Origin of the sequence: Clostridium sp. Marseille-Q2269 (assembly GCF_943736985.1) — a bacterium.
Taxonomy (GTDB): domain Bacteria; phylum Bacillota; class Clostridia; order Clostridiales; family Clostridiaceae; genus Clostridium_F.
Genome location: NZ_CALSFS010000002.1, coordinates 294,598 through 318,980, shown reverse-complemented (window position 1 = coordinate 318,980; position 24,383 = coordinate 294,598). Strand labels below are relative to the sequence as shown.

The following is a 24,383-nucleotide window of genomic DNA, read 5'->3' as shown; positions in this document are numbered from 1 at the left end:
GGATAGGTCATGGCAATAGCTGATAATAATTCATATGTAAAAGAAGAAATAGTAAAGAAATATATTCCTTTAGTTAAATATATAGCCTCTAGAGTTATAATCGGAAAGACTAAATATATAGAATATGAGGACTTAGTTAGCTATGGTATGATCGGATTGATGGATGCTTTAAATAAGTTTGATGAATCTAAAGGAATGAAGTTTTCTACTTATGCATCCATAAGAATAAAGGGTTCTATGATAGATGAATTGAGAAGAAATAGCCCCATATCAAAAGGGGCTATGGATAAATTAAATAGATATAATGAAGCTATAGAAAAGCTTCAGAAAAAATTAAATAAAGAGCCCAATTTAATACAAATAGCAAATGAGTTAAATATATCTTTAAAAGAAGTAAGCGAAATTGAAAATTATATAAACTATATATCAATAATTTCTTTGGAAGATTTAATTTTTTCATCAGAAGATGAAGTGCCACTTATAGGGACGATAAAAGATGAAAAAAGTCCAAGTCCAGAAAAACATGTAGAGGATAATGAGCAGTTAGATTATTTAGCTAAAGCCATAGAACTATTAAATGAAAAAGATAGATTAGTAGTGACGTTATATTATTACGAAGAGTTAACCTTAAAAGAAATAGGAAAGATATTAAGTGTATCTGAATCTAGAGTGTGCCAACTTCATAGTAGAGCTATAATTCATTTGAAGAAAGCTATGACTAAATTAAAATATAACTAGAATAATATTAATAGGGAGAATAATATATGGTAGCTTTTTTATTAATTGTAATAGGATTAATACTCATATTTATAAATGTTAAAGCTATAAAAAAAGAAGATGGTTCTTTTAGCAGTACTCTTAAAGGAAGCATGGAAAATATTGATGAATATAAGGAAGAAATAGGCCTAATAAGAAAAGAGTTTGCAGAAACTCTAATAGATATTCAAAAAGAAATGGAATATTTGAAAAAAGAACTAAATATTTTGAAACATTCATACGAAAATAAGATTGAAGTTCAAAACTTTCAAGTGGGAGAACATAATAAAAATTATCTAAAAGAAAGTGATAAGAATTTAGTACAATCTAAATACATAGATAACAAGGATACAAATAAGATTTCTCAGGAAATAAGCTATAAACATAATCCAGAAGATAATAATGGTGTAAAGATTAATGAAGTTAGTAAGCTTATTAAAGAAGGTCGAACTATAGAAGAAATATGTGAAATCCTTAATATAGGCAAGGGGGAAGTAATATTAATAAAAGAATTATATTCAAAATAAAAGAAACTATTAATTTCCTCTCCGATAGAAAGCTTTTAATAGGCATAGGTATAGGTATAATTTTAGGTACTGCGGTTATGACTGGAGTTAAAATTAATTATAATTTAAGTAAAAGTCAAATAGAAAGTAAGGCTAGAGGATTAGGTATGGAATATCCTCAAGAAATGAAGGTTATAGATAAAACAAATAAATAAACTATTTTTTATATATTTAATTTAAATATAAATTTATAAAAGAAAGTAAATGAGGTAATTATATTATGATAAGAAGTTTATATACAGCAGTTTCTGGCATGATATCTTTAGAAGCAAAACAGGATACTATAAGTTCTAATTTATCTAATGCTTCTACAGTAGGTTATAAATCAACTAATTTAGCCTTTAAAAAATTTGAAGATGTATTAATGGAAAACTATGATAAAAAGCTAGGAAATAGGAATATAAAAAATGTTATTGGTAGACTAAGTATGGGAAATAAAATAGATGAAGTAAATAATCTGTTTACTCAAGGAATTCTTCAGGATACAGGTAAGCCTACAGATTTTGCTGTAGAAGGAAGAGGATTTTTTACTATAGAAAATAATGGTACAAATTATTATACACGAGATGGCCATTTTCATATAGATGCTAGAGGATATTTGGTTAATGATTCTGGATATAATGTAATGGGGATGAATTTTAATACAAGAGCTAGACAACCTATATATGTAGGTAATAGTAAAATGACCACTGATCCAAATGGAAATATAAGTTTAAATGGAGTGCCTTCATATACTTTTGAAATAAGTGATTTTAATGATTATAATTCATTAAGAAAAATAGGAAATAATTTATTTGAAGGAAATAATGCTATAAATGCAGGTGGTATAGTAAGACAAAATTCTTTAGAAAAATCTAATGTAAATATAACTAATGAAATGGTAAATATGTTAACTACTATGAGAAGTTTTGAAACAAGTCAAAAAATAGTACAATCAATAGATGAAACTTTAGGTAAAACAGTTAATGAAGTAGGTGCAGCCAGATAATATAAATTAAGATTATTAATATTATTTATATAAAATGTTTAAAGGGTGATGGTTTTGTTAAGAGCTTTATGGAATAGTAAATCAGGATTGATAGCACAACAAGATAAATTAGATTCTATATCTAATAATTTAGCTAATGTAAATACTATAGGATATAAAAGAGAAGACGTTTCTTTTCAAGAATTAGTTCAAGAAACTTTAAAAAGAAAGGGATATCCTACTTCAGATAGACCGGAAATCCAAACTGGAACAGGAGTTAAGGCTACTAATTGGTTAAGAGATACACATTTGCAAGGAAATCTTTTAAATACTGGAAATAAAACAGACTTAGCCATAGATGGACAAGGATTTTTCAGAGTAATTATGGCAGATGGTAATTATGCTTATGAAAGAGCAGGAAATTTTGTTATAGATAGAGATGGAATGTTAGTAGATGAGAGTGGTAATGCATTAGATATACAATTACAACAACCACAGGGTACGGACATATTAAATAGAATAGGTGGATTTACAAATAGGAACATAAATATAGGGGAAGATGGTTCTATTTCTGTAAAAGATATTGATGGGCTAGATAAGATAGTAGGTAAAATTAATATATATAATTCTGTTGGAACAGGTGATTTTTTGTCTATAGGAAGAAATCTATACCTTCCTAGAGATGGAGCGAATGTATTTGTTAATAATGATGTGAATATACTTCAAGGATTTTTGGAAAATTCTAATGTAGATGCTGGAAGAGAAATGACAGATATGATAATAACTCAGAGGGCTTTTGAGTTGAGTTCACGAGGTATTAAAACAGCAGATGAGATGTGGAGTATAATAAATAATATGAGAAAATAAAAATATTTTAATAAAAGAGTTTTCATTATGTAAAATTACTCATATATAGGGAGTATTTTATGTAATGAAAACTTTTTTATTATGTGTTGGAAAATTTTTCTGTAAACAAATAAAAAAATTAATCATATAATATGCTGTAAGGAATTATATTTAAAGTATAAGGTTAATAATAATTTATAGGGGGATTTATAATGAATAGTAATATATATGACAGAAAGAAACAATCATATAAGAATAGACCCTATTATTGTCCTATAAACAACATGTGGTTTAACCCATATATGTATATGAATCCATATACATCTTATATGATTAATCCTTTTATGTCTCAATATATGGATCCGTACATGATGTATCCACAATACGGTAATATGTGCTCTTGTAATAAGAGACCTCAATGTGAAGCTACTAGAGCTTATGATGAAAATGATTATAATTTTGAAGAAGAAGACATACATCCAGATCAATACGAAGAAGACTATATAGCGCAGGAAAACAAGCAAAGATCTTACGAAGAGGATTCTTTAGACGACATAGTAACATTTGATGATAATGATAAAAATGAACGTAGTGAAAAAGAAGAAAACCCATATAATATGGAACAACAAATTCAAGATTCAGATTTAAAGTCTGGTTTTAAAAAGAAGAAAGGTATACAAATGGAGGAAGCTAATAAATTTGATAAAGCAAAAGAGAAAGAATTTTATAGAGGAATAAAAATAAATATGAGAAAGGTACCTATAAAAGAAATAACAGATTAGAGTTATATTTGGTACATTGAATCATTAGAAATTAACTTGTTGTGCTAGTTAATTTGAGCTTACAGAATCATATTTTGTATATTAAACCAATTCTAAATCAACTTGACAGTAATATTAGCTTATTTTAAATTCCCTAATATGCCTAATCTGACTTCCTGTCAGTAAAAGTTAGCTGAATGTCCTATTCAGCTAACAGAATTTTTAAAACACCAGTATAATTGTCAGTAAGATTGGCTTAAAGTTTAACTTAGCAAAATATGATTCCTATAGCTACTTTAACTAGCACAATAGATTAAATTAATAAATAGATTAAGTATATAATGTATTTTAAGATTAATTGTTTAATTATTTGTTCTCTATTGCGTTAGTAATTGGTGGTATTACTTGCTTCTTTCTTGATAATACTCCTTCAGCATATATGGAATTATCTTTATCTAGAGATTTTCCAAAGGCTGAAGCTATAGTTTCCTTTTTAGATCCTACAACGTATATAAAGGAACCTTCTTTTAATAAATCGGTTAATACTAAAACTAGACCATCATAACCTTCTTTTTTAAACTTTTCATTCATTAAGGTTAGCATATCTTCTTTTAATGGATCAAAGCTTGAAGGATCCATTGTAGATACTTGAGATACACCTATTTTTCCACCACCTATAGTGAAATTTTTAAAGTCTTCATGAAATAACCCTTCTACTGTTTTACCTTTTAAAGATGTACCTGCTTTAAACATTTCTACAGAATAAGTTTCAGGATCTATTTCTGCTATTTTAGATAGTTTGCTTAAAGTTGTTTTATCTAATTCTGTGGAAGTTGGTGACTTAAATAATAATGTATCAGATATAATTGCTGAACTTAGTACACCAGCTATTTCTTTTGATGGTGTAATATTATTTTCAAAGAACATATTTGCAATTATAGTACATGTACTTCCTACAGGTTGATTTCTAAAAAATATAGGTGATGCTGTATTAACTCCACCTATTCTGTGGTGATCTATTATTTCTAATATTTCTGCTTGTTCTAATCCTGGGACAGATTGGCCAATTTCGTTATGATCTACTAATATAACTTTTTTCTTTTTAGGAGATATTAAATGGTATCTTGAAATTGTTCCTACTATTCTATTATTATCATCAACTACAGGATAGCTTCTAAATCTTGTTTTTAACATAACTTCTTTAACATCTTCTACAAAATCAGAAAGTTTAAAACTTATTATATCACAAGAAGTCATAATATAGCTTACAGGTATGCTTTGAGTTATAAGCACTGAAGTTGTAAATGTGTCTTCTGGAGATATTAATATTGAGCATCCTAATTCTTGTGCTTTATCTAATATTTTATCTGATACAGTATCTGTACCTGTAATTACTAATAGATGAGCATTGCATTCTAAAGCTGCTTGTTGAATATCTTCTCTATTTCCAAGGATAACTATATCTCCTTCTTTTATAGAATCTTTAATATCTTTAGCCTCTAGTGCAGCTACTACCAAATCACCTGTAAATTTTTGATTTTCTTCTTTCTTATAAAAAAGTTTAGCATTTAAGGTGTCTATAATATCTTCTATATTAGCATTGCTTTTTGCTAATATATCTTTTTGCCATACTCCCATATAAGTAGAACTTATATTAGATAGAGCAGCTAAACCTATTAGTTTGCTTTGTTTATCTTGTACAGGTAAGGTTTTAACATTATTTTCTTTCATTATATTCCAAGCTTTTTTTAAGGATAAATCTTTAGATATAGGAGTAATTTTATCCATATCTAAATCGGAAACTTGAGTTTTTACTGTATCTATAAGAGTTGGAGCTTCAACATTAAAATAATCTAATACAAATTTTGTTTCGTTGTTTGGTTCTCCAAGTCTTCCGGATACTATATTTTTATATCCTAATTGTTTTTTAAAATCTGCGTAACCTAAAGATGCACAGATAGAGTCAGAATCAGGATTCCTATGTCCTGTTATATAAATAAGGTCGTTCATTTAAATTTCCTCCTAATGATATTTTATAAATAAATTTTAGTATTAACTATTTTATCATAAAAATGAATATTAAGTTCAAATTTCTAAATTTTATAAATATTTAAAAATATTAATTTCTTTCATAGCTTTAAATTATGTTTCATATATTATTATATAAAAATACATGTCTATACTTCAATACAAAAAATTAATATTTATATTAATAGAAGTATTTATATAATTTTTAGAAAGGATTTAATAGAATTTGTTCTTTTTAGTTCAAAAATACTCATAAAGTAGGTCAATATTAATTATACATAATATAAGAAAACAGGTTAAGGGGGAATTAAGATGATGAATGAATCTAAAATGGATTTATATAGGGGACTTACAACAAGAGAAGCACAAAAGAGAATTAGAAAATATGGACCCAATGTCTTGAAAAAGAAGAAAAAAGTGTCTCCTTTTAAAATATTTTTAGAGCAATTTAATGATTTTATTATATGGGTTTTAATAGCTGCTACTATAATCTCGGGATTTATGGGAGAAAAAGCAGATGCTATTACTATACTTATTATAGTGATAATGAATGCTGTATTAGGATTTGTACAAGAATTTAAAACAGAAAAATCTTTAGAAGCATTAAATGAGCTATCCTCGCCTACAGCTAAAGTGGTAAGGGATTCTAGTGTAAAAGTCATAAATGCAGAAGAACTTGTTATAGGTGATTTAGTTATTTTAGAAAGTGGCGATAGAATACCAGCAGATTGTATATTGGTAGAAGAAAGTAGTTTTATGGTAGATGAATCTCTTTTAACAGGGGAATCTGTTGGAGTAGAGAAAAATAGTAATGCTAAAAATAATAGTATCTATATGGGTACTGTTGTTTTGAAGGGAAGAGCAAAAGGAAAAGTTGTAGAAACAGGTATGGGGACAGAAATGGGAAAAATAGCAGAAATGTTAGATGATATACAGATAGAAAAATCTCCATTGAAAGAAAAGTTATCTTCTTTGGGAAAGGTACTTGTAGTTCTGTGTATCATAATATGTGTCATTGTAACATTAACAGGTATATGGAGAGGACAAGATAAATATGAAATGTTTCTTTTAGGAGTAAGTCTAGCAGTAGCAGCAATTCCTGAAGGGCTTCCTGCTATAGTAACAGTAGCATTAGCTTTAGGGGTATCTAGAATGCTTAAAAGAAATGCTTTGGTTAGAAAACTGCCAGCTGTAGAAACTTTAGGATGCACCTCTATTATATGCTCAGATAAAACAGGTACTTTAACAGAAAATAATATGACTGTTAAAAAAATGTACTATGATAATAGGATTCATAATGTAGATAAGAAGAGTATTCCGGAGAATTTAATACTTAAAAAAATTTTTACTTATTGTAATGATTTTAATCTAGATATGAAACAAAAGGATATAAATAAGAGTGTACTAGGAGATCCTACAGAAACTGCCCTTGTTAAGGCTTTTTTTAGAGGAAAAGATGAAATTAAAAAATTTACGGATAAAGGTAAAAGGGTTTACGATAATCCCTTTGATTCTGATAGAAAGATGATGTCTGTTATAGTGAGAGATGGAAGTGGAGAGACTTGTTACTTAAAGGGAGCTCCAGAAAGAGTTATAAAAAAATGCAAATATATTTTAGTTAATGGAGAAATAGAAGAGTTAACAGATAAACATAGGTATGATGTAGAGAAAGCTATAGAGAAAATGTCCTATGAAGCATTGCGTTGTATAGCTGGGGCTTATAAAAGAGAAGGACTTACAAGAGGGACATCTTTAGAAAAAGATTTAATATTTGTAGGAGTAGCAGGCATAATAGATCCTCCTAGAAGAGAAGTTAAAGATGCAGTGCTAAAATGTAAGATGGCAGGAATAAAGCCTGTAATGATAACTGGAGATCATAAAAATACAGCCTATGCCATAGGAAAAGAATTAAATATCTGTAAAAGTGAGAAAGAGGTATTAGAGGGGGAGAAAATAGATAAATTAAGTGACAAAGAATTAAATGAAAAATTAGATCATATTACAGTATTTGCAAGGGTTAATCCTAATCATAAATTAAGAATAGTAAAGGAATTTAAAAATAAAAATAAAATTGTAGCTATGACTGGTGATGGAGTAAATGATGCTCCAGCAGTTAAAGAAGCAGATATAGGCATATCTATGGGTATAACAGGCACTGATGTAACTAAAGAAGCATCTTCAATGATTTTATTGGATGATAACTTTAAAACCATTGTGGCTTCAGTGGAAGAGGGAAGAGTAATATATGATAACATAAGAAAGTTTATAAGATATTTGCTTTCTTGCAACCTAGGAGAGGTTTTAACTATGTTTATAGCTTCACTTTTATATCTGCCAACACCATTACTTCCTATACAAATACTATTTGTAAATTTAGCTACTGATGGACTTCCTGCTATAGCATTAGGTGTGGATCCTGCAGATACAGATATAATGAGTGAGAAACCTAGACCTAAAAAGGAAAGTATATTTGCAAGAGGATTAAAAGAAAAAATAATTATAAGGGGTTCTTTAATTGGCATTTGTACTATACTTTCTTTTATAGTGGGATCTTATTATGGATTTACTTTAGAGACTTGCAGAACTTTAGCTTTAAGCACACTTATAATGTCACAACTTATACATGTGTTTGAATGTAGATCTGAGAGACACTCTATATTTGAAATTAAATTTTTTACTAATATATATTTAGTAGGGGCAGTAACATTATCCATAGCCATGCTTATGAGTATTTTATATATACCTTTTATGCAAAAAGTATTTCATACAGTGGCTCTAAATTTAGCACAGTGGCTTATAGTTGTTTTCTTTTCTGGAACCATTGCATTTATAAATAGTCTTTACTTATATATTAAAAGATAATTATAAGAGAGGGGATATCAATGATTTTGGAGGTAGTATGAAAAAAATTATTAAATCCCTTACTATTGTATGTTTAATAGGGATTTTGAGTTTTATTATAACTAAGTACTATTATGATGATGATAATAAAAAAATTAATATATATAATGATAAAATTCACTGTGTTTTAAAATATAAAGGTTTAAAGGAAGCTAAAGATTTTAGTATAGATAATAAAGGGAATTACTATATAGCTTTTAAAAATAAAATACAATTCATAGATGCAAATGGTAAGAGTTATGATATATTAAAGAATAAAAATTTAAGTATAAATAGCATGGTTTATAAGGATAAATATTTATACTTTACTTCTAAAAATGAGCTTTATTCATATGACATAGATAAAAAAACCACAACAATTTTAATAAATAATTTGCCCAATATGGGAGACTATAATAAAAGTCTTATTTTAATAAAAGATGATAATTTATATTTAACTATTGGAGCAGCTACTAATTCAGGGGTAGTGGGCAAGGATAATAAATGGCTTAGTAATTCTCCTTTTTTCTCAGATGTATCTTGCTATCCTCTAACATTAAGCGGTAAAAATTTTGGGAAAGAAGGAACGGGTGCATTTAGTGCTTATGGAACTAAATCAATAAGAGGGCAAAGAGTAGCAGAACATTTTCCTGGAAATTCTAGTATTATAGTATATAATCTTAAAAAAAATCAAATAAAAACTTATGCTTGGGGTATAAGAAATTTTAAGGGTATAGATATTAATAGTAAGGGTAAAATTTTAGCTTCAGTAGGAGGAATGGAGTTTAGGGGAGATAGGCCTGTAAAGGGCGATAGGGATTATATTTATGAGATAAATAAAGGAACTTGGTATGGTTGGCCTGATTATTCAGGAGGAGATCCTATAAATTCCCCTAGATTTAAAGGTAAAAATAATAGACCTATAGGATTTGTTCTAGATAAACATCCTTCTGCCAATCCACCAGCTCCATTATATCAACATAAAACATTAAACTCATTAGGAAGTATGGCAGTAGATAGTACTGGAAATATATTTTCAAAAGATTCTATAATATTTTATGAAAACAATGAAAAAGCCTTATATTCTTTAGACAATTTAGGTATAATAAAAAAGGAAGTAGAATTTGAAAAAGGAAATGCAGAAAGTATAAAAATCATAGATAAAAAATTAATCATACTAGATAGCAATAAAGGATATTTATATATTATAAGTAAAGGAAATTAAATTAAAAGAAAGAAGGTTCCTAATGATAAAAAAACTTGAGAAAACTTACGGAAGTGCTTTAAAAGGAGTATTTTTTGCAGTGAATCCTTTGAAAAAGAAAATGCTTAAGACTAACTGTACCGTTCATAAATATATAAATATTAAAGCTGTTGATTTACTTGCAATAGAAGGATATGAGAATGAGTATGAATTTTTTAAAAAATATATAAGACATGTAAACAACGGTGTGTTTTGGGCAGATCAAGATTTTAAAAGTTCTAATCACTTCTATAGTGTAAGTAAAGGTAGAGGATTATATGGATTTTCTGATGCATTATCAGAATGCAGAAAATATTATAAAAGCTCAGAAGAAAATTTCAACAAAGGAAATATAGAGAAAAGTTTATTTTACTTAGGGGCATCTTGTCATTTGATTCAAGATGCTACAGTTCCTCAGCATGTAAATAATAAGCTTTTAAAAAGTCATAGAAAATTTGAACTTTGGATAATAAGTAGGCTTATGACAGATTACTCTTTTGATGCAAAAGAAGGTATAATTAAATATGATGAATTACAAGATTATATAATAAATAATGCCATAATGGCAAATGATACTTATTTGAAAACTATAAATATAAAGAATACAGAAAAAAGATATAGTAAAATAGCAACTACTATAATCCACCAGGCTCAAAAGACCACAGCAGGATTTTTAGTATTATTTTATGAACAAATGAAGGTAAAAAATAAGATTCTCCTTTAATAGGAGGATTTTTTTTTTTATTGTAGAATAATATACAATTAAGAATTATTTATATGTAATTATTATTGTGCATAAATAAAAAAAGTTCCCTTTTATTACAACTTATAATTAAGACAACTATTTTAATTATAAAAAACAGTAAAGTATGTTTAGGGGATATATTGAAGAGGGTGGGTATCATAAAAGAAATTGTTATTAATATGGAAAATGAAATTTTTAGGGGGAATTTATTAGACATAGGTACAGATAACTACGGAATAATATACAATATATATAAACAGTATAATGAAGATTCAAATTTACAATATATAAACGGAGCAGATGAAAAGGAAAACATAAAGTTAGGTTATTATAATAACTGTATCTTATTGTTTTCCTTTAGTAATATATTTTTCAAAAAAAATAGAGTGAATCTTATACGAGAGATATATAAGTATTTAAAAGAAGACGGAAATATTTATATATGGGATATTGATAAAAAAATAAGGGAAACCTTTAATGGGGAGATAAAAATATTATTACCAGGAGAAAAAGTTAAAAATATATCTATAAAAGATTTGAATGTGTTAAAAGATAGCTCTTTAGATGCTACTGTAAAAGTATTAGAGCCTTACTTTGAAATAAAGGACTTAAAGTCCTCCGATGGAGTTTATTATATAAAAGGAAAGAAAAAAACAAGCACTAATTCAAAAGATGATGAAAAGAGGAAGGAAGAACCTAATGAAAGTACTACTAGTAGCCATTAACTCTAAATATATTCATAGTAATTTAGCTCTTAGATATTTAAGAGCTAATACAGAAGATTTGAATTATGAATGTATGCTAAAAGAGTTTACCATAAATGACAGAAAAGAAAATATATTAGAAAAAATAATAACAGAAGAAGCTGATATAATAGCTTTTTCTTGTTATATATGGAATTTGGAATATGTAGAGGAACTAACAAATTTAATTAAATTAGTGAAGCCTTCCACAGAAATACTTTTTGGAGGACCAGAGGTTTCTTATAACAGTGAAAGTTTTTTAAAGAAAGTTCCAGGAGAATATGTTATACAGGGAGAAGGTGAAGAAACCTTTAGAGAATTTATTAAATGTAAGATAAAAAATGAAAGTTTGTATAATGTAAAAGGACTATATATTAAAACTTCAAATGGCATAGTCTATACTGGAGAAAGAGACAATATTTCTATGAATTCTGTGGTATTTCCATATAACAAAGAAGAGGACTTAACAAATAAAATAGTTTATTATGAAGGGTCAAGAGGATGTCCTTTTAAATGTAAATATTGCTTATCTTCTACACTACATGGAGTAAGATTTCATAGAATAGATAGAGTAAAACAAGAAATAAAGTTCTTAGTAGAAAAGAAGGTCAAACTTATCAAGTTTGTAGATAGAACTTTTAACTGTAACCATGAATTTGCAAAGGAGATATGGCAATATATTGTGGATTTAAATACAGATGCTACTTTTCATTTTGAAATATCTGCAGATTTGCTTACTGAAGAAGAATTAGAAATTTTAAGCAAAGCAGAAGATGGAAGGATACAATTTGAAGTAGGAGTTCAAACCACCAATAATGAAATTTTAAAAAATATAAATAGACATGTTAATTTTGAAACCATTAGAGAAAAGGTAGAAGAACTGAAAAAACTTAAGAATATAAAACAACATCTGGATCTTATTGCTGGTCTACCAGGAGAAGACTATAACTCTTTTAAAAATTCTTTTAATGATGTTTATAGTATAGAACCTGAGGAAATACAATTAGGATTTTTAAAACTTTTAAAGGGATCTCAAATGAGAGAAGAAGCAGAGAAGTGGGGAATGGTGTATTCACCCTACCCTCCTTATGAGATATTAAGTACAAAAAACATAAGTTATGATAAGTTACTTATATTAAAAAAGATAGAAGCAGTAGTAGATAAATACTATAATTCAGGTAAATTTAATAATATATTAAAGTATTTTATTCATGAATTTAAAGAACCTTTTGACTTCTATTATAGTTTAGCTATGTTTTGTAATAATAAAGGGTATTTTGATAGAAATATATCTGGTCCACAATACTATAAGGTCTTTATAGAGTTTAACAAAGAGATTTTAGATAAAGATAGTATGTTTTTAAAAGAAATAATAAAATATGATTATCTAAAATTTAATAAAAAGCAATGGGTACCAGAATTTTTAATTAGGCAGGTAGATAAAAAAGTTAATAAGAATATAAAAGAAAAAATATTTAAAAATAAAGTTAATGTATCCGATAATATACATGTGGAGAAGTTCTTTGTAGATATAAAGAAGTTTATAATAGAAAATATAAAAGAAGAAAAGGGAAATTACATTATATTTGACGAAAAAGATAGAAAAAATATAATTTTTTTAGAAAATGAGAAATAATTAGTATTTATTTACGAATTTTAGTTTAAAATTGGTATTCGTATACATTGCTAATAGTATTAATAAGTATTATACTTATTAGATATAAACAATTAAAGATGTATTTAATACTACTTAATATGGTATCAAATTTTCGAAGTTGCAAGGGGGTGATATCTTGGCAAAGGATGCAATTAAAGAAATTAAAGAAACAGAGGGGGCAGCTAATAAAATAATTAACGATGCTAAGCTTGAGAGCAGAGAAATTGTTAAAAAAGCTGAAGAAAATGCTATAAAGGAGTACAAAAACATAATAGATAAGTCTTCTTTAGAAGCAAAAAAAATTATGGATCAGGTTGAAAACAAGGCCAATGAGGAAGCATCACTTATTATTAAAGATGGTAATAATAAGGCAAATGAAATTTTAAATGTTTCCAATGAATTGCTTGATAAGGCAGTTAATCTTGTGGTTGAAAGGATAGTGAAGTTTAATGGCGATAGTTAAAATGAATAAATTTACATTATTAGCCTTTGAATCACACAAAGAAAAGCTTTTGGAAGAACTTCAAGGCTTTGAAGGAGTTCAATTCATAAATCTTCAAAATGATGCTTTGATTGAAGAAGATGAAAGTTTGAAGCTTCTTGATAAGGACTCAGTTGGTTCAAAATATTCAGAATATGCAGCTAATTTATCGAAGCTAAAGTTTGTTTTAGATTTTCTAAAAGAATATTCTACTCAAGCATCAGGATTAAAAGCGCTCTTACAAGATAAGAAATCTTTATCATATAATGAACTAAATGAAAAGATTAAGACAATTGATTGGGAGAGTACTTATGATGATTTAAAAACAAAAGAAGATAGGCTAAATTATTTAAGTAATGAAAAAACAAAACTTGATGCAGAAATAAATAGTCTTCTTCCATGGAAAAAATTCGATGCAAAATTCCAAGAGTTAAAAGAGCTTAAACAAACTTCATATTTTATTGGAACCATATCTAAGCAATATAAAGAAAGCTTTAAAAAAGAGCTGGAAGATAATATTGAAAATAAATATGTGGAGATAATTAATGAAGATAATGAAGATTTATATGTTTTTGCGTTAATTTTAAAACAGGAAGAAGAAAAGGCAAAAGAAATATTTAAAAATTATGGATTTAGTTCTTTAACTTTAGTTTATAAAGATAGTCCTAAGGCAATTATAGAAGAATTTAATATTAAAATTTCAGAAATAAATAAGGACGTAGAAAAAATAAATAATGAAATAAAAACCTATGAAAATAAGATTGAAGAAATACAAATTGCTTATGAATATTTCAACAATCTTCTTATTAGGCTTGATGCGTCTGAAAATTTCCTTAAATCTGAAAAAACAATTGCTATATGTGGATGGAATACTTTTGATACAAATGAAGAACTAGAAAATATTATTAAAAAATCTGTAGGTGATGAGTATTATTTAACATTTACAGATGTTAATGAGGAAGATGATACAGAAGAAGTACCTATTAAATTAAAAAATAATGGTTTTGCATCAGCTTTTGAAAGTGTAGTTGAAATGTATAGCCTGCCTTTGTATAAAGAAATAGATCCAACACCAATTTTATCAATATTCTATTTCTTGTTTTTCGGCATGATGTTATCTGATGCTGGATATGGATTAATTATAGTTATAGTATCTGCTATTGCTTTAAAGAAAGTTAAAGATACAGCAAAAAGAAATACTTTTAAGCTGTTCTTGTTTGCTGGAATTTCAACTGTTATATGGGGTACCATCTATGGTGGATGGTTTGGAGATCTATTCTCTAAGTATCTAGGAATAAATATACCATATCTTATAGACCCAGCAAAAGGTATAACTAAGATATTGATAATGTCTGTTGTATTTGGATTAATTCATATATTTGTAGGATTAGGTCTTAAGGCTTATATACTTATAAGAAGTGGACAATTAAAGGATGCAATATATGATGTATTTACATGGTACTTTTTACTTATTGGTGCCATACTGATGCTAGTTGGTGTAGCTGTATCTGTTGGAAAAGTTCTTTTAATAATAGGTGTTATAGGATTACTTCTTACACAAGGAAGATCAGCTCCAACTATTGGAGGGAAAATTGGTGGAGGAATATACGGAGTATATGGCGCTACAAGCTATCTTGGTGACGTGGTATCTTACTCAAGGCTTTTAGCTTTAGGTCTTGCTACAGGATTTATAGCCAATGCATTAAATCTTATAGTAAATCTTATTCCAAGTCCATTTAGCTATATAATATCACCAATTTTATTTATAGCATTACATTTATTTAATCTACTTGTTAATGCGCTTGGATCCTATGTTCATACTGCAAGACTTCAATATCTAGAATTTTTCAATAAGTTTTATGAAGGTGGGGGAAAGAAATTTACTCCATATAAACTTTCAGATCAATATTTAAAAATAACTAAATAAGATTTATAAAGGAGGACTTTAATTATGACATTTATGAATTTTTTAACTGAAAACGGTGGATTAATATTTGCTCTTTTAGGAGCTGCGCTAGCAACAGGTTTAGCAGGAATAGGTTCAGCTAAAGGTATAGGAATAGTTGGTGAAGCTGCATCAGGACTTATGACAGAAGAACCAGAAAAATTTGGTAAAACATTTATATTAGTTGCCCTTCCAGGTACACAAGGACTTTATGGTTTTGTTATTACTCTTATGATTTTATTAAACATTGGTATTCTTGGAGGAAAAGCACCTACACTTGCTAACGGATTTGCATACTTTATGGCAGCTCTTCCAATAGCACTTGCAGGTTGGAAGTCAGCAATAGCACAAGGCAAAGCAGCAGCAGCTGGAGTACAAATACTTGCAAAGAAGCCTAATGATGTTATGAAGGGTGTTATTTACGCAGTTATGGTTGAAACTTACGCATTACTTGGCTTTGTTGCATCATTATTTATGGTTTTAAACATAAAATAGTTTGGAGTGAGGCGAATGTCTAGCATAAATAATCTAACTGAAAAAATTCTTAAAGAAGCCAAAATAAAAAAAGAACAACTTATCAAAGAAGCCAAAGAAGAAGGAAAAAAAATATTAGATAAAAAAATTGATGATGCTAAGGTTATAGAAAAAAATACTATTGAAAAAGCACAAAAGGAAAGTATAGTAAGAAGAGAAAGAATTTTATCAAATGCAGAACTTAAAGTAAGAAATAAAAAACTTGAATCAAAACAACAAGTTATAGAAAAAGTACTTGATAAGTCTTTAGAGAAGTTAAGCTCACTATCAAAAGAAGAATATCTTTCTTATATTAAAGAGAGAATTTTAACTCTTCCTATACAAGGTGATGAGAAACTTATAATAAGTTCAAAGGATAAGTTGCTTATAACTGAGGCTTTTGTAAATGAAATAAATAGTGAATTAGCTAAAAAAGGAAAACTAGGAAGTCTTGCTTTAAGCAATAAAACAAGAGACTTTAGAGCGGGATTTATACTAGAGAAAAATGGAATTGAAATAAATAATTCTTTTGAAGCTTTAATTAGTTCTATGAAAGATGAATTGGAGTATGAAGTTGCAAGAGTGTTATTTAACTAAGGAGGGAAATTCATGGACGCATTAGTATTTACTCAGGTAATACCTAGAATTAGAGTATTAGAAACTAGACTCCTTGATAAGGCAAAACTTGATAGAATGATAGATAGCAGCTCTCCTTTAGAAACTTTGAAGATTCTTGAAGAAACTGAATATTCTACATTTATGTCAAAGGTGAAAAAACCTGAGGATTATGAAATACTTTTGAGTAATGAGCTTAAAAGAGTTTATCATTTGCTCTACGAAATTTCCCCTGTAAAATCTTTAATTAATATGATGAGTTTAAAGTATGATTATCATAATATTAAAGTTATGATAAAAGGAAAGATTTTAAACAAAGATTTTACAGATATAATAGTTCCTGTGGGTAATGTGCCTGTAGAAAAGCTAAAGACTGCTATAGATAATGAATATTATAGGGACTTAAATCCAATAATGAGAAAAGCTATAGAAGAAGCTTTTGATGACTTTGGCGCTAGTAAAGATCCACAGAAAATTGATATTATACTTGATAAATATATGTTTGATGAAATGCTTTCATTAAATAAGGAAATAGGAGATACGTTTCTAGATAAATATCTGAAAATTCTTATTGACTTAAATAATATAAAAACTCTATTAAGAGTTAAAAAGCAAAACAAAGATAAAAACTTTTTTACAAGTGTAATCATAAGTGGAGGTTTTATAGATAAAGATAAGCTAATGGCTTTACTTAATGATTCAGTTGAAAATATACCAGCAAAACTTTCTTATACCGATTACGTGGAAGTTCTTAGAGCTGGAATAGATTCTTATATAAAAACTGGTTCAATAAATATTTTTGAAAAATTAAGTGATAATTTTATAATGGAATATATGAAGAGAGCAAAATATGTAAGTTTTGGCCCAGAGCCTATAATATCTTACTTATATGCTAAAGAAAATGAAATAAAAGTTATAAGAATTATAATGATTGGAAAGCTCAATAACATGAAGAGTGAAATAATAAGAGAAAGGCTGCGTGATATCTATGTATAAAATAGGTGTAGTTGGAGACAAAGATTCTATATTGGCCTTTAAAGCTCTTGGTATTGATGTGTATCCTGTTACTGAACCAGATGAAGCAAGAATTACTATCAATAAAATGGCCACGGAAAAATATGCTATTATATTTGTTACAGAACAAATAGCAAAAGATTTAGAAGAAACTATTGAGAGATATAATAGAGAAATAATTCCTGCCGTTATACTTATTCCTAGTAATCAAGGGTCTCTAAATATTGGTATAGAGAGAATAAATGATAACGTGGAAAAAGCAGTTGGTGTTAATATTTTATAAGGAAGGTAGGTAGGTGAACTTGAAGACAGGACGTGTTTTAAAGATATCTGGACCTTTAGTTGTTGCTGAAGGAATGGAAGAGGCTAATATATATGACGTTGTAAAAGTTGGTAAAAAACGTCTTATAGGTGAAATAATAGAAATGAGAGAAGATAGAGCTTCAATTCAGGTTTACGAGGAAACTGCAGGTTTAGCACCAGGAGATCCAGTAGTAACTACTGGAGAACCATTAAGTGTTGAATTAGGACCTGGATTAATCGAGGCTATGTTTGATGGAATACAAAGACCTTTAAATGCTATAAAAGCAAAGGCTGGAGATTTCATAACAAAGGGAGTAGAAGTTCATTCATTAGATAGAGATAAAAAATGGTATTTTACTCCAATTAAAAAAGTAGGAGATACCGTAGAACCAGGAGATGTAATAGGTACTGTTCAAGAAACTTCTATAGTAGAGCATAAGATCATGGTTCCATATGGTATAAAAGGAACTATAGAAACTATAGAAGAAGGGGATCTTACTATAGTTGATACTGTTGCAAAAGTTAAGGATGGAGATAAACTTTCTGACTTAATGATGATGCAAAAATGGCCTGTTAGAAAGGGCAGACCCTATGGTAGAAAACTTAATCCAGCACAACCTATGATAACAGGTCAAAGGGTTATAGACACATTCTTCCCAGTTACAAAGGGTGGTACAGCTTGTGTTCCAGGACCATTTGGAAGTGGAAAAACTGTTGTACAACATCAATTAGCGAAATGGGCAGATGCACAAATAGTTGTTTATATTGGTTGTGGAGAACGTGGTAATGAAATGACAGATGTTCTTAATGAATTCCCAGAACTAAAAGATCCTAAAACTGGTGAACCATTAATGAAAAGAACTGTACTTATAGCAAATACTTCTAATATGCCCGTTGCAGCCAGAGAAGCTTCTATATATACTGGAATAACTATAGGAGAATATTTTAGGGATATGGGATATTCTATTGCACTAATGGCAGATTCTACATCTCGTTGGGCTGAGGCTCTTCGTGAGATGTCAGGAAGACTTGAAGAAATGCCTGGTGATGAAGGATATCCAGCATACTTAGGCTCAAGAGCAGCAGAATTCTATGAAAGAGCAGGTAATGTGTTATCTTTAGGATCTGAGCAAAGAGAAGGTGCTCTAACAGTTATAGGTGCTGTATCCCCTCCAGGAGGAGACTTATCAGAACCAGTTACACAGGCTACTTTAAGAATAGTTAAAGTATTCTGGGGATTAGATGCACAACTTGCATATAGAAGACATTTCCCGGCTATAAATTGGTTAAATTCCTATTCATTGTATATAGAAAAAATAAGCCCTTGGATGGATGAAAATGTAGCATCTGATTGGACACAACTTAGAATTAAGGCTATGTCACTTCTCCAAGAAGAAGCTAGCTTAGAGGAAATAGTTAGACTTGTAGGTATAGATGCTTTATCTGAAAAGGATAGATTAAAACTTGAAGTTGCAAAATCCTTAAGAGAAGATTATCTGCAACAAAATGCATTCCATGAAGTAGATACATATGCTTCACTAGGAAAACAATATAAGATGTTAAAATTAGTTTTATTCTTCTATGATGAAGCTCAAAGAGCATTAGAATCAGGTGTATACTTAAAAGAAGTGTTAGAGTTAGAAGTTAGAGACAAAATAGCAAGATCTAAATATGTTTCAGAAGAAAGTATACAAAATATAGATTCAATATTTGGTGAATTGACAGAAGAAATAGATAAGTTAGTCAGCAAAGGAGGTATAATGAATGCTTAAGGAATACAGAACAGTAAAAGAAGTAGTTGGACCACTTATGCTGGTTGATCAAGTAGAAGGCGTTAGCTTTGATGAACTTGTTGAAATAGAGCTTCATAATGGAGAACAAAGACGTGGAAGAGTTCTAGAACTAAATAAAGATAAAGCTTTGGTTCAATTATTTGAAGGTTCAGCTGGAATAAACATTAAAGGAGCTAAAGTTAAATTCTTAGGCAAACCTCTAGAGCTAGGTGTTTCTGAAGATATGTTAGGAAGAGTATTTGATGGACTTGGTAATCCTAAAGATGGAGGACCTAAAATAATTCCTGATGAAAAAAGAGACATAAGTGGTATACCAATAAATCCAGTGGCAAGAAACTATCCAGATGAATTTATTCAAACAGGGGTTTCAGCTATAGATGGACTTAATACTTTAGTTAGGGGACAAAAGCTCCCTGTTTTCTCAGGATCTGGTCTACCTCATGCGGAACTTGCGGCTCAAATTGCAAGACAGGCAAAGGTTTTAAATTCAGATTCAAAATTCGCTGTTGTATTTGCAGCTATAGGAACAACTTTTGAAGAAGCTCAATATTTTATTGATGACTTTACAAAGACAGGGGCTATAGATAGGGCAGTTTTATTTATAAACTTAGCTAACGATCCAGCTATAGAAAGAATTGCAACACCTAGAATGGCTCTTACTGCAGCTGAATACTTAGCCTTTGAAAAAGGAATGCATGTACTTGTTATAATGACTGATATAACAAACTACTGTGAAGCTCTTCGTGAAGTATCTGCGGCTAGAAAAGAAGTTCCAGGTAGACGTGGATATCCGGGATACTTATATACAGATCTTTCAACTTTATATGAAAGAGCTGGAAGAATCTTAGGCAGAGAAGGTTCTATAACACAAATTCCTATACTTACAATGCCTGAAGATGATAAAACACATCCAATTCCAGACTTAACAGGATATATAACAGAAGGACAAATAATACTAAGTAGAGAATTATACAAAAAAGGTATAATGCCTCCAATAGATGTATTACCTTCATTATCAAGACTTAAAGATAAGGGTATAGGTAAAGGCAAAACTAGAGAGGATCATGCAGATACAATGAACCAATTATTTGCAGCTTATGCACAGGGTAAGCAAGCTAAAGAATTATCCGTAATACTTGGGGAATCTGCGTTATCCGATGCAGACAAATTGTATGCTAAATTTGCAGATGCTTTCGAAGGAGAATATGTATCACAAGGATTTACAACTAATAGAACTATAGAAGAAACATTAAATCTTGGATGGAAATTGTTAACTATCTTACCTAAGTCAGAGCTTAAGAGAATAAGAGATGAATATCTAGAAAAATATTTAAATAAAGCTGAAGAAAGCAAATAATAACCATTAAAAGGGATGAGTGATCTTTATGAAATTAAATGTAAATCCTACTAGAATGGAGCTCACTAAACTTAAAAAGAGGTTAACAACAGCCACCAGAGGACATAAACTCTTAAAAGATAAGCAAGATGAGCTTATGAGAAGATTTATAGATATGATAAAAAAAAATAATGAACTTAGAAAAGATGTAGAAAAAGAGTTAGAAGGATCTTTTAAAGACTTTTTAATGGCTAGTGCGGTTATGTCTCCTGAGTTTTTAGAGGAAGCCGTAGCTTATCCAAAGGAAAGTATTTCTGTAGATGTAAAAACACAGAATATCATGAGTGTTAATGTACCTATATTTGACTTCAAAAGAAAATTAGAGGGAGATAAAGGAAGTATATTTCCATATGGTTTTCAAATACTTCTGCCGAATTAGATGGTGCTATAGAAAAATTATATAGTATTTTACCTAAACTTTTAGAATTAGCTAAGGTAGAAAAAGCATGTCAGCTAATGGCAGACGAAATTGAGAAAACTAGAAGAAGAGTTAATGCTTTAGAATATATGACTATACCTCAACTTGAAGAAACTATAAGATTTATACAAATGAAGTTAGATGAAAATGAGAGAAGTACAGTAACAAGACTTATGAAAATTAAGAGCATGATGGAAGAAAAGCAAAGTAATATGGTATAGAAAAGCAGCGATTTTCGCTGCTTTTTATTTAAGCAAATATTTTAAATTTTAAAATTATCATATATGTATAAATGATTTTAATAAAATAGTGACTTTATGCATATATTTAAAATAGGTATATAAATTTAGATATAGATATAACTAAATTTATTATTAAAATAATGATTTATAATAATAATCTCGCATTTTGTGCCAATATTATGTATAATTTAATTATACATAATAAAAGTTTATGCATAACAAGAAGGAGGGATTTTAAAGCATTTAGCTTTAAGAGTATTATGGCAGTAAAAGAAATATTACAAGTTGGAAATAAAACATTAAAAAAAGTTAGTAAAAAAGTAGATTCTATTAATGATGAAATTAAAGATATTATAAAAGATTTAAAAGATACTTTATATGATGGTACTGGTATTGGACTTGCAGCACCTCAAATAGCATATTTAAAAAGAATTTTTATTATAGATTTAAGAAATGGACAAGAACCTATAATTTTAATAAACCCTAGTTTTTTGAAAAGAGTAGGTAAAGAAGAAAGTGAAGAAGGATGTTTAAGTTATCCTGGTTATGAAGGAATTGTTATTAGGCCAAGAAGAATTATTATAACAGGATTAAATGAAAAAGGTGAAGAAGTTACTTATGAATCAACAGGACTGTTAAAGGATGCCTTTTGCCATGAGTATGATCATTTGGATGGTATTGTTTATATAGACAAAGCGAAAAAGGTATACAAAGTAGAACAAATAGAATAAAAAAAGGAGAGAATGCTAATGCATAGGTATAAGATTATTTATGATTGTGATAACACCATGGGACTTCAACATAAAGATGTAGATGATGGTTTAACTTTAATGTATCTTATAGGCAATGAAAATGTGGAGTTAATTGGTTTAACATCAACTCATGGCAATGGCTCTGTAGAAGAAGTTCATGAAAATAATCTTAGAATTATGAATCTTTTAGATAAAGAATATAAACCTATATTTAAAGGTGGAGATCTAAAGAATGGTCGAATTAGCGAGGCAGCTAAATTTTTAGCTATAAGTGCTAGTAGATATAAAGGAGAAATAACTGTACTTGCTACAGGATCTATGTCTAACTTATATGGAGCATATTTATACGATGAAAATTTTTATAAAAATGTGAAAAGTATTGTATTAATGGGGGGCATAACCAAACCGCTGATGATTTCAGGGGTACAGGTTAAAGAATTAAACTTATCTTGTGACTATGAAGCTTCTTATAGTGTATTGACTTCAGGAGCTGATATAACTATATTAGATGGACATGTTACTCTTCAAGCACTGTTTAGGGAAAAAGAATTAAATTTACTTAAAAATAGCTCTAATAAAATATTAAGGTCTGCATATAATGAAATAGAGCCTTGGTTTAATTCTATGGAAAAAACCTTTAACATAAAAGGATTTTGTAATTGGGATGCAGCAGCAGCTATGTATATAACTAATAAGGAACTTTTTAATGAAAATTTTGTATATATAAATCCTAATATGGAAAAATTAAAATCTGGAATGATAACTTTAAATAAAGATAATGAAGGCTTTAAAGTGAATATGCCCAATAATATAATAGATGTAGATAAGTTTAATAGTATTCTTATTGAAAATTGGGCAAAACTATAAATGGGATGATTCTAAAATTAAAGTAAAGTTTATTTATAAGAATAGTTCATATTCATTTAAATATTACAGAGCATTATATTAAGATTTGCTTTATAATAAAATCGTTTTAAGATAGTAGGTGTTTATATGAAAAATATAGTTATTCCAATAGAAGAAAATGAAATATGTCAGCTAGAAGAAGATACTAGTAGGTTTACATTTTATACATTAAAAGAAGATAAGTTTACAGAGCAACATATGATTGTAAAAAAAACCGAAGAAGATATAGCGGAATTTTTAAAAAATAACAATGTAAATACTATTATTACATTGGGTATATCTAATAATCTTAATTTGAAATTAAAAGAAAATAATTTTCACGTAGTTATTTTAAATGATAAAGAAAGATTAAAAGATTTTATTCATTCATTAACATAATATGTATATGGTTAATATGTAAACTATATATTTTTATAATAATTATTAATTAAAGTTTTATAAAAGTTTATATAAATATTGTTATATAAAATATATTAAAAGCTATAAATTTGATATTTCAAATTTATAGCTTTTTTAATATAAACATGAATTCTTTAAAATGTATTTATATGTTTATAGTCATAAGATAAATTAAAATATTATATATTAAGGAATTATAACGCCTTTAACTCCATATACTGCACCTATTAAAGGTAATTTAAGTTTATGATAAACTAATACTTCTTCTCCTAATTTTAGAGATTTATTTATAAATATTTTTATTCCATCATATTCAAAACTGTTAAAAAGATCCTTGGATGGGTATGTTTTTGAAATCTCAACACTGAGATTTTTTATTTCTCTTCCATTGGAGCCTCATCCACCACAACTTGT

General features: G+C 28.4%; 22 protein-coding genes and 1 pseudogene. 22 read left to right on the top strand and 1 reads right to left on the bottom strand.

Annotation, left to right across the window (positions count from 1 at the left end):
- The first annotated feature begins 9 nt into the window (after nt 1–9).
- From NGI68_RS05440 to NGI68_RS05420, 5 genes are all read left to right on the top strand, one after another.
- The gene (locus NGI68_RS05440; RefSeq protein ID WP_251860469.1) at nt 10–738 is read left to right on the top strand and encodes a FliA/WhiG family RNA polymerase sigma factor; all 729 of its coding nucleotides are present in this window, start codon (nt 10–12) and stop codon (nt 736–738) included.
- A gap of 26 nt (nt 739–764) precedes the next feature.
- Nucleotides 765–1,283 carry a hypothetical protein gene (locus NGI68_RS05435; RefSeq protein WP_251860468.1) on the top strand — a complete coding sequence of 173 codons (519 nt, stop codon included), beginning with the start codon at nt 765–767 and terminating at the stop codon, nt 1,281–1,283.
- A gap of 259 nt (nt 1,284–1,542) precedes the next feature.
- Nucleotides 1,543–2,310: a flagellar basal-body rod protein FlgG gene (locus NGI68_RS05430; protein ID WP_251860467.1), complete on the top strand. Its 768-nt coding sequence runs from the start codon at nt 1,543–1,545 to the stop codon at nt 2,308–2,310.
- 54 nt (nt 2,311–2,364) lie between these two features.
- A complete protein-coding gene (locus NGI68_RS05425; RefSeq protein WP_251860466.1) occupies nt 2,365–3,156 on the top strand; it encodes a flagellar basal-body rod protein FlgG in 792 nt (263 codons plus the stop codon).
- 191 nt (nt 3,157–3,347) lie between these two features.
- Nucleotides 3,348–3,917: a hypothetical protein gene (locus tag NGI68_RS05420; protein WP_251860465.1), complete on the top strand. Its 570-nt coding sequence runs from the start codon at nt 3,348–3,350 to the stop codon at nt 3,915–3,917.
- Between the two features lie 345 nt (nt 3,918–4,262).
- On the opposite strand, the gene NGI68_RS05415 is transcribed toward NGI68_RS05420, so the two are convergent.
- The gene (locus NGI68_RS05415; RefSeq protein WP_251860464.1) at nt 4,263–5,906 is read right to left on the bottom strand and encodes a putative manganese-dependent inorganic diphosphatase; all 1,644 of its coding nucleotides are present in this window, start codon (nt 5,904–5,906) and stop codon (nt 4,263–4,265) included.
- 333 nt (nt 5,907–6,239) lie between these two features.
- Between NGI68_RS05415 and NGI68_RS05410 the strand changes: the two genes are divergently transcribed.
- The 17 genes and pseudogenes from NGI68_RS05410 (at nt 6,240) to NGI68_RS05330 (ending at nt 23,948) form a co-directional block, all read left to right on the top strand.
- Nucleotides 6,240–8,786, top strand: a complete 2,547-nt coding sequence (locus NGI68_RS05410) for a calcium-translocating P-type ATPase, SERCA-type (RefSeq protein WP_251860593.1) — start codon at nt 6,240–6,242, stop codon at nt 8,784–8,786.
- Nucleotides 8,787–8,823: 37 nt separating this feature from the next.
- The gene (locus NGI68_RS05405) at nt 8,824–10,029 is read left to right on the top strand and encodes a PQQ-dependent sugar dehydrogenase family protein (RefSeq protein WP_251860463.1); all 1,206 of its coding nucleotides are present in this window, start codon (nt 8,824–8,826) and stop codon (nt 10,027–10,029) included.
- Between the two features lie 22 nt (nt 10,030–10,051).
- A complete protein-coding gene (locus NGI68_RS05400) occupies nt 10,052–10,771 on the top strand; it encodes a zinc dependent phospholipase C family protein (RefSeq protein WP_251860462.1) in 720 nt (239 codons plus the stop codon).
- Nucleotides 10,772–10,941: 170 nt separating this feature from the next.
- The gene (locus NGI68_RS05395) at nt 10,942–11,517 is read left to right on the top strand and encodes a class I SAM-dependent methyltransferase (protein ID WP_251860461.1); all 576 of its coding nucleotides are present in this window, start codon (nt 10,942–10,944) and stop codon (nt 11,515–11,517) included.
- Entirely contained in the window at nt 11,492–13,171 is a 1,680-nt protein-coding gene (locus NGI68_RS05390) for a B12-binding domain-containing radical SAM protein (protein WP_251860460.1), read from the top strand. Before NGI68_RS05395 ends, NGI68_RS05390 begins: the two co-directional genes overlap by 26 nt.
- Nucleotides 13,172–13,328: 157 nt before the next feature.
- Nucleotides 13,329–13,655 carry an ATPase gene (locus NGI68_RS05385; protein ID WP_251860459.1) on the top strand — a complete coding sequence of 109 codons (327 nt, stop codon included), beginning with the start codon at nt 13,329–13,331 and terminating at the stop codon, nt 13,653–13,655.
- Nucleotides 13,642–15,600, top strand: a complete 1,959-nt coding sequence (locus NGI68_RS05380) for a V-type ATP synthase subunit I (RefSeq protein WP_251860458.1) — start codon at nt 13,642–13,644, stop codon at nt 15,598–15,600. Before NGI68_RS05385 ends, NGI68_RS05380 begins: the two co-directional genes overlap by 14 nt.
- Before the next feature lie 24 nt (nt 15,601–15,624).
- Nucleotides 15,625–16,113 carry a V-type ATP synthase subunit K gene (locus tag NGI68_RS05375; RefSeq protein WP_003484527.1) on the top strand — a complete coding sequence of 163 codons (489 nt, stop codon included), beginning with the start codon at nt 15,625–15,627 and terminating at the stop codon, nt 16,111–16,113.
- 15 nt (nt 16,114–16,128) lie between these two features.
- Nucleotides 16,129–16,728, top strand: a complete 600-nt coding sequence (locus NGI68_RS05370; RefSeq protein ID WP_251860457.1) for a V-type ATP synthase subunit E — start codon at nt 16,129–16,131, stop codon at nt 16,726–16,728.
- A gap of 12 nt (nt 16,729–16,740) precedes the next feature.
- Nucleotides 16,741–17,742 (top strand): V-type ATP synthase subunit C, encoded by a 1,002-nt coding sequence (locus tag NGI68_RS05365; protein WP_251860456.1) that lies wholly within the window; start codon nt 16,741–16,743, stop codon nt 17,740–17,742.
- Nucleotides 17,729–18,043: a V-type ATP synthase subunit F gene (locus tag NGI68_RS05360; protein ID WP_251860592.1), complete on the top strand. Its 315-nt coding sequence runs from the start codon at nt 17,729–17,731 to the stop codon at nt 18,041–18,043. Before NGI68_RS05365 ends, NGI68_RS05360 begins: the two co-directional genes overlap by 14 nt.
- 19 nt (nt 18,044–18,062) lie before the next feature.
- On the top strand, nt 18,063–19,835 hold the full coding sequence (locus tag NGI68_RS05355; RefSeq protein WP_251860591.1) for a V-type ATP synthase subunit A: 1,773 nt from the start codon (nt 18,063–18,065) through the stop codon (nt 19,833–19,835).
- The gene (locus NGI68_RS05350) at nt 19,828–21,213 is read left to right on the top strand and encodes a V-type ATP synthase subunit B (protein WP_251860455.1); all 1,386 of its coding nucleotides are present in this window, start codon (nt 19,828–19,830) and stop codon (nt 21,211–21,213) included. The genes NGI68_RS05355 and NGI68_RS05350 overlap by 8 nt, the downstream gene beginning before the upstream one ends.
- A gap of 28 nt (nt 21,214–21,241) precedes the next feature.
- Nucleotides 21,242–21,891, top strand: a pseudogene (locus NGI68_RS05345) (V-type ATP synthase subunit D).
- 200 nt (nt 21,892–22,091) lie between these two features.
- Nucleotides 22,092–22,643, top strand: a complete 552-nt coding sequence (gene def, locus NGI68_RS05340; protein WP_251860590.1) for a peptide deformylase — start codon at nt 22,092–22,094, stop codon at nt 22,641–22,643.
- A gap of 18 nt (nt 22,644–22,661) precedes the next feature.
- Nucleotides 22,662–23,531, top strand: a complete 870-nt coding sequence (locus NGI68_RS05335; RefSeq protein ID WP_251860454.1) for a nucleoside hydrolase — start codon at nt 22,662–22,664, stop codon at nt 23,529–23,531.
- Between the two features lie 126 nt (nt 23,532–23,657).
- Nucleotides 23,658–23,948 (top strand): NifB/NifX family molybdenum-iron cluster-binding protein, encoded by a 291-nt coding sequence (locus tag NGI68_RS05330; RefSeq protein ID WP_251860453.1) that lies wholly within the window; start codon nt 23,658–23,660, stop codon nt 23,946–23,948.
- Nucleotides 23,949–24,383: the final 435 nt, after the last annotated feature.